Annotated in this window: 4 protein-coding genes; all 4 read right to left on the bottom strand. The window is 72.5% G+C overall.

Features of this window, described 5'->3' with window-relative positions:
* Nucleotides 1–247: 247 nt before the first annotated feature.
* Entirely contained in the window at nucleotides 248–1,351 is a 1,104-nt protein-coding gene (gene mraY / locus I0C86_RS37855) for a phospho-N-acetylmuramoyl-pentapeptide-transferase (RefSeq protein WP_196206126.1), read from the bottom strand.
* Nucleotides 1,352–1,391: 40 nt separating this feature from the next.
* The gene (locus I0C86_RS37850; RefSeq protein ID WP_196206125.1) at nucleotides 1,392–2,798 is read right to left on the bottom strand and encodes a UDP-N-acetylmuramoyl-tripeptide--D-alanyl-D-alanine ligase; all 1,407 of its coding nucleotides are present in this window, start codon (nucleotides 2,796–2,798) and stop codon (nucleotides 1,392–1,394) included.
* Nucleotides 2,795–4,324 carry a UDP-N-acetylmuramoyl-L-alanyl-D-glutamate--2,6-diaminopimelate ligase gene (locus I0C86_RS37845; protein WP_323374107.1) on the bottom strand — a complete coding sequence of 510 codons (1,530 nt, stop codon included), beginning with the start codon at nucleotides 4,322–4,324 and terminating at the stop codon, nucleotides 2,795–2,797. Before I0C86_RS37845 ends, I0C86_RS37850 begins: the two co-directional genes overlap by 4 nt.
* 92 nt (nucleotides 4,325–4,416) lie before the next feature.
* Complete coding sequence (locus I0C86_RS37840; protein WP_196206124.1) at nucleotides 4,417–6,189, bottom strand: peptidoglycan D,D-transpeptidase FtsI family protein; 1,773 nt, start codon at nucleotides 6,187–6,189, stop codon at nucleotides 4,417–4,419.
* Between the last annotated feature and the right edge of the window lie 178 nt (nucleotides 6,190–6,367).

Raw genomic sequence — 6,367 nt, 5'->3', positions numbered from 1 at the left:
GCCCTGGGCGTCCGCCCCCGCGCGCGCCGGCGGAGCCCGTACGCCCGCCGCCGGAAGCGGCCGGGCCGGTCTGCCGGCGGGACTGGTCCTCGGTCACCGCGTCGACCCCTCGTCCTCCCCCATCCGCCCATCATCGGCGTTGGCCCGGTCGGCGTGGCGCAGGCGCCCGGCCGGCGTGTCGGATCGGGCCGCCGCCATCGGTCCGGCGCCGGACCCCTCGGGCCGGCGGCCTGACGGCGGTGGCGGGTCAGGTGGTCGCGGCCAGGAACTCGCTGTAGAAGAGGCCCAGCGCGATCGCCACACCGATCCCGGCGATGATCCAGAACCGGACGACGATGTTGACCTCGCTCCAGCCGGCCAACTCGAAGTGGTGCTGCAACGGCGACATTCGGAACACCCGTTTACCGGTGGTCCGGAACGAGATGATCTGGATGACCACCGACATCGTGATGATGACGAAGAGCCCGCCGAGGATCAGCAGCAGTATGACCGTCCGGGTGGCCATGGCCATTCCGGCGATCAGCCCGCCCAGGCCGAGCGCTCCGGTGTCGCCCATGAAGATCCGGGCCGGCGAGGTGTTCCACCAGAGGAAGCCGACACAGGCGCCGGCCGCCGCCCCGGCTATCAACGCGATCTCCAACGGGTCCCGCACCGTGTAGCAGTAGGCACCGCCCCGGGCGTAGTCGGTGTCCGCGCACCAGTGCCGGTACTGCCAGAACGCGATCAGGGCGTACGAGGCGAGCACCATCACCGAGGCGCCGGTGGCCAGCCCGTCCAGCCCGTCCGTCAGGTTCACCCCGTTGGTCGTCGACATCACCACGAAGATGAAGATGACGACCGAGGCGACCTTGCCCACCTCCAGGGCGTTGATGTCCCGGATGAAGGAGAGCGCGGTACTGCCGACGGTCGCGCCCGCGGTGCTCGGGAAGTAGAGCGCGACCACCCCGAACACCGCGCCGACCAGGATCTGTCCGAGCAGCTTGCCGCGCTTGTTCAGCCCGGCGCTGTTCCGCTTGCGGACCTTGAGGAAGTCGTCGATGAAGCCGACGGCGCCGGAGAAGACCATCAGGCCCAGCAGCACCAGTGCGGTGATGGTCGGGGTGACCTGGGCGATCTGCGCCTCGGGCAGGGTGGTCAGGGCGAGGTGTCCGGCGACGTACGCGATCACCGTCGCGACGATGAAGACGACCCCGCCCATCGTCGGAGTGCCCTTCTTGCCCTGGTGCATGATCGGGCCGTCGGCGCGGATCGGCTGACCGGCCTTCAACCGGGTGAACACCTTGATCGCGATTGGTGTGGCGAAGAGCGAGATCAGGAACGCCACGAAGATGGCGACGATGACCGCCCTCACGCCGGCACGCCTTCCGCCGGAACCGCCCCGACCAGCCCGCTCATCGGGACCCGCCCTCGGACCGGGCGGCCTCGGCGCGCAGCGCGTCGGCCACCTCCCAGGTGCGGTAGCGCGAGCCCTTCACCAGGACGACATCGCCCGACCGCAACTCACGCCGCAGCTCAGCGATTGCCGCCTGCTGATCGGAAACCAGCACCGACTCTCCTCCCCAATCCGCCACTGACACCGCCCCGTCGTGGATCGGCGTGGCGTTTTCACCGACCACCAACAACCGGTCGACGCCCAGTTCGGCCGCGAGCCGGCCGACCTCGGCGTGTCCGTCCCGCTCGTACTCGCCCAGTTCGGCCATGTAGCCGAGCACCGCGATGGTCCGCCGCCGCGCACCCATGCCGGCCAGCGCGCGCAGCGCGGCAGCCGTCGAGGCGGGGTTGGCGTTGTACGAGTCGTCGATCACCGTCACCCCGTCGGTGCGGTCGAAGACGTCCATCCGGCGGGTCGAGGGCAGGCCCAGCGCGCCGAGCGCCTCGGCCAGTTCGGCCAGCGGCATGCCGAGTTCCCGTGCCACCGCCGCCGCGGCGAGGGAGTTGCCGACCTGATGCCGCCCGCTGATGCCGAGCCGGACCGGTGCCCGACCGTCCGGGGTGACCAGGGTGTACGACGCCCGTCCCCGGTCGTCCAGGGTCACGTCCACGGCCCGGATCTCGGCGTCGGCGGCCTCGCCCACCAGTACGGTCCGGGCGGCGGTACGGGCCGTCATGGCGCGTACCCGGGGGTCGTCGGCGTTGAGCACCGCGAGCCCGTCGGCCGGCAGTCCCTCGACCAGTTCGCCCTTTGCCTCGGCGATCGCCTCGACCGACCCGAACTCGCCGATGTGCGACACCCCGACGTTGAGCACCACGGCGATCCGGGGTGGCGCCACCTCGCACAGGTAGCGGACGTGTCCCAGCCCCCGGGCGCCCTTCTCCAGCACCAGGAACCGGGTGTCGGCGTCGGCCTGCAACGCCGTGTACGGGTGCCCCAGCTCGTTGTTGAACGATCCGGGCGGCGCGACCGTGGCACCGAGCCGGACGGTGAGCTGGGCGATCAGGTCCTTGGTGGTGGTCTTGCCGGACGAGCCGGTCAGCCCGATCACCGTCAGTGCGGGCAGCCGGTCCAGCACCGCCCGGGCCAGCCTGCCCAGGGCGGCGCGGGGGTCGTCGACCAGCACCATCGGCACGCCGTCGACCTGCCGGGAGCCGAGCACCGCGACCGCACCACCGTCGGCGACCGCCCCGGCCGCGTAGTCGTGGCCGTCCACCTTCTCACCCGGAAACGCCACGAACAGTCCGCCGGGCCGCACCTTGCGGGAGTCGAACTCGATCGGACCGGTGACCAGGGCGTCCGGGTCGGCCCCGACCAGCCGACCGTCGACGGCGGCGGCCAGGTCGGCCACGCTCATCGGAATCATCGCCGCACCTCCGAAGCCTCGAACCGGGCGGCGAGCGCGGCGGCCAGCTCGACCCGGTCGTCGAACGGATACGTCCGGCCGGCGATCTCCTGGACCCGCTCGTGGCCCCGGCCGAGCACCGCGACCACGTCACCGGGCTCGGCGAGCCGGACCGCCTCGTCGATCGCGGCACGGCGACCGGCCACCTCCAGGATCCCGGCCGACGCACCGGTCCGCTCCGCCCCACGCCGTACCTCGGCCCGGATCACCGCCGGGTCCTCGGTCCTCGGGTTGTCGTCGGTGACCACCACCAGGTCGGCCCCGTTCGCCGCGGCGGCACCCATCAACGACCGCTTGCCGTGGTCCCGGTCGCCACCGGACCCGATCACGCAGATCAGCCGGTTGCCGGCGGCGGTCAGGTCCCGCAGCGCGGTGAGGGCGGCGACGACCGCGTCCGGGGTGTGCGCGAAGTCGACCACGCCGCGCACCGGTCCGGGCGCGTCGACCAGTTCCAGCCGGCCGGGCACCCCCGGACAGGCGGCGACGCCGTCGGCCGCGACCGTCGGGGCGACCCCGGCGGCGACCAGGGTGGCGATCGCGAGCAGCGCGTTGGCGACGTTGTGCCGGCCGGGCAGCGCCACGCCGGCCGGGACCGCGGAGCCACCGGGGCCGAACGCGGTGAAGGTCTGGGTGTAGCCGGAGTCGCTGATCTCGCCGGCCCGCCAGGTCGCGTCCGGGTCGCCGGCGGCGGAGTAGGTGGTCGTACCCGGTTTGACCAGTGGCCGCAGCGCCGGATCGTCGTGGTTGAGCACCTCGGCCGCACACCTGCCGTCGAACAGCCGCGCCTTGGCCGCGAAGTAGTCCGCCACGTCGGCGTGGAAGTCCAGGTGGTCGTGCCCGAAGTTGGTGTAGCCGCCGACCGCGAACCGGACCCCGCCGACCCGGCCCATCGCCAGGGCGTGGCTGGAGACCTCCATCGCCACGGCGGTGACCCCGCGTTCCCGGGCCGCCGCGAGCATGGCGTGCAGGTCGGTCGCCTCCGGAGTGGTCCGGACGCTCTCCACGGTCAGGTCGCCGAGGCGGCACTCCACGGTCCCGATCAGCCCGGTGACGTGGCCGGCGGCGCGCAGCCCCGACTCGATCAGGTAGGTGGTGCTGGTCTTGCCGGCGGTGCCGGTGATCCCGATGACGGTCAGCGCGGCGGTCGGATCGCCGTAGACCGCGCTGGCGACCTCGCCGAGGACCGCCCGGGGGTCCGGCACGACCAGTGCGGGAAGCCCGGCCCGGGCCGCCGAGGGAGCGCCGGCGGGATCGGTCAGTACGGCCACCGCGCCGGCCTGCGCCGCCGCCGCGACGAACTCGGCCCCGTGCCGGCGGGCCCCGGGCAGCGCCGCGTACAGGTCACCGGGGCGGACCTCGTTACTGGCATGGGTCACCCCGGTGATCGCCACGTCGGCGGCATCCAGCGGCGACCCGGCGGCGGCTCGCACGACGAGATCGGCGAGCCGGAGCGGCGTCACGGCGCGGGGACGGGGATTGCCGGGCACGGCGTCAGACCCTACCCCTTCGGGGGGGGCCACCCCGCACAGCCGCCCCGGTGGTTTGCCCGCACCTACCGATGATGTCCCGTTTCGGCTGCTCAACGCGGATAGACGACGAACTTGGGCGGCGCGCTGCCGGTCGACGGCACCCGATAGTGGCGCAGTACGTAGTTCATCATCTCCTTGAACGCCGGTGCGGAGACGTCTCCGCCGCCGCCGCCCGGGGTGTACCCGAAGACCGCGATCACGTAGCGCGGCCGGTCCGCCTGGTCCATTCCGATGAACGAGGCGACCTCACCACTGACGTACTTGCCGTTCACCACCCGCAGTCCGGTGCCGGTCTTGCCCGCGATCCGGTAGCCGGGGATCGCCGCCCGGGTCCCGGTACCGCCCTCGATGGTCATCGGCGCCTCCATCAACCGGCGCAGGGCGGCGGCGCTGGTCGGGCTGATCACCTGCCGGGTCTCCGGAGCGGGTACGGAACTCCGCTTGCCGTCCGGGCCGATGATCTCGCGTACCAGGTGGGGCTGCACCCACTTGCCGTCGTTGGCGATCGCGGCGTACGCGGCGGCCATCTGTAGGGGTGTGACGTCGACGCTGTGCCCGATCGGCACCGACCCGTACGTCGATCCGCTGTACTCGGACGGCTTGAGCACCCGGCCGGACGCCTCGCCGAGCACTCCCTCACCGGTGGGTTGGCCCAGCCCGAACTTGAGCTGGTACTCGTAGAGCTTCTGCGCGCCGAGCTTCTCCGCGACGGTGATCGTGCCGACGTTGGAGGAGTACCCCAGCATGCCCGCCACGCTCAGTTTCCGGCCCCCGACGGGGTGGGTGTCCGGAAAGCGCACGCCGCCCCTGTAGATGGCGCTCTGGGTCGGCCACGCGGTGTCCGGGGTGATCACCCCCTCCTCCAGCCCGGCGCCGAAGACCAGGGCCTTGTGCACCGATCCGGGGTCGACGACGAAGCTGGTGGCGGCGTCGTCCCGGTCGCTGGCGCGGTACTTGCGCCAGTCGGCCGCGTCGTACGTCGGATAGCTGGCCTGGGCGAGGACCTCGCCGCTGCGTACGTCGAGCACCACCGCGGCGCCGATGGTGCCGTTGCACTCCAGCATTCTGTTGGTGAGGATCCGCTGCACGGTGAACTGCAGGTCCCGGTCGATGGTGAGTTGCAGCGAACTGCCCGGCTGGGCCTTGGTGACCCGGCTGTAGCCGCCTGGGATCTCCGCTGCCAGTTCGCCGTTGCCGACCTCGTACTCCCGCTTGCCGTTCACTCCGCGCAGCAGGTCGTCGTAGCGGGCCTCGATGCCCTCCAGGCCGTTGAGGTCCTGGCTGGTGAACCCGATCAGGTTGGCGGCCAGGTCGCCGCCGGGCACCTCGCGCCGCTCGTCCCGGCCGGTGGCGATGCCGCCCAGGTTGAGTTCCATGATCTTCTCGGCGGTGCCGATCTCGACCCCACGGGCGAGGTACTCGAACTCCGACGGGCGCCCGTCCGGCCGCTTCTGCTTCTTCATCCGCTCGGTCAGGTCGGAGGCCGGAATGCCGAGCAGTGGCGACAGGGTCGCGGCGGTGGCGGCGGGGTCCTCGATCAACTGTGGGTCGGCGTAGACGTACCGGGCCTCCACGCTCCGGACCAGCGGTGCTCCGGACCGGTCGTAGATGGCGCCCCGGGGGGCCGGCAGGACGACCTGCCGGACGCGGTCGTTGAGGCCGCCGCCGTCGTACTCCGGAGCCTCCACGACCTGGAGCGCGACGAGCCGGATGCCGATGGTGGTGAACATGGCGAGCACGAGCAGGGTGCCGAGGCGCAGCCGCCGGTGCGGGTCGGCCAGCCGGGGTGGCCGGCGGGGGCGGGTCGGGAGCCGGGCCGGCACGAGGCGGTGGGATCGGCGGCGGTGCGCGGCCCGGTGGCCGGCGAGGGCGCGGAGAGGTTACCGGAGACGTCCCGGGCGACCAGGTGGAACCGGTAGGCCAGGTCGGGGATGAGCCGGGTCAGCCGGGTCGAGGTCTCGGGTAGCCCGCCGACCATCGGAGTGCTGCCGGTGCCCTCGA

The organism is Plantactinospora alkalitolerans (genome assembly GCF_015690345.1).
Lineage (GTDB): Bacteria > Actinomycetota > Actinomycetes > Mycobacteriales > Micromonosporaceae > Plantactinospora > Plantactinospora alkalitolerans.
Note: the sequence above shows the minus strand (reverse complement) of the source record. Positions and strands in the feature narration are given on the sequence as shown.

What these genes read in the sequence shown, in the direction of transcription:
- I0C86_RS37850 (WP_196206125.1), bottom strand. Translation starts at nt 2,798, where the DNA reads ATGATTCCGATGAGCGTGGCCGACCTGGCCGCCGCCGTCGACGGTCGG.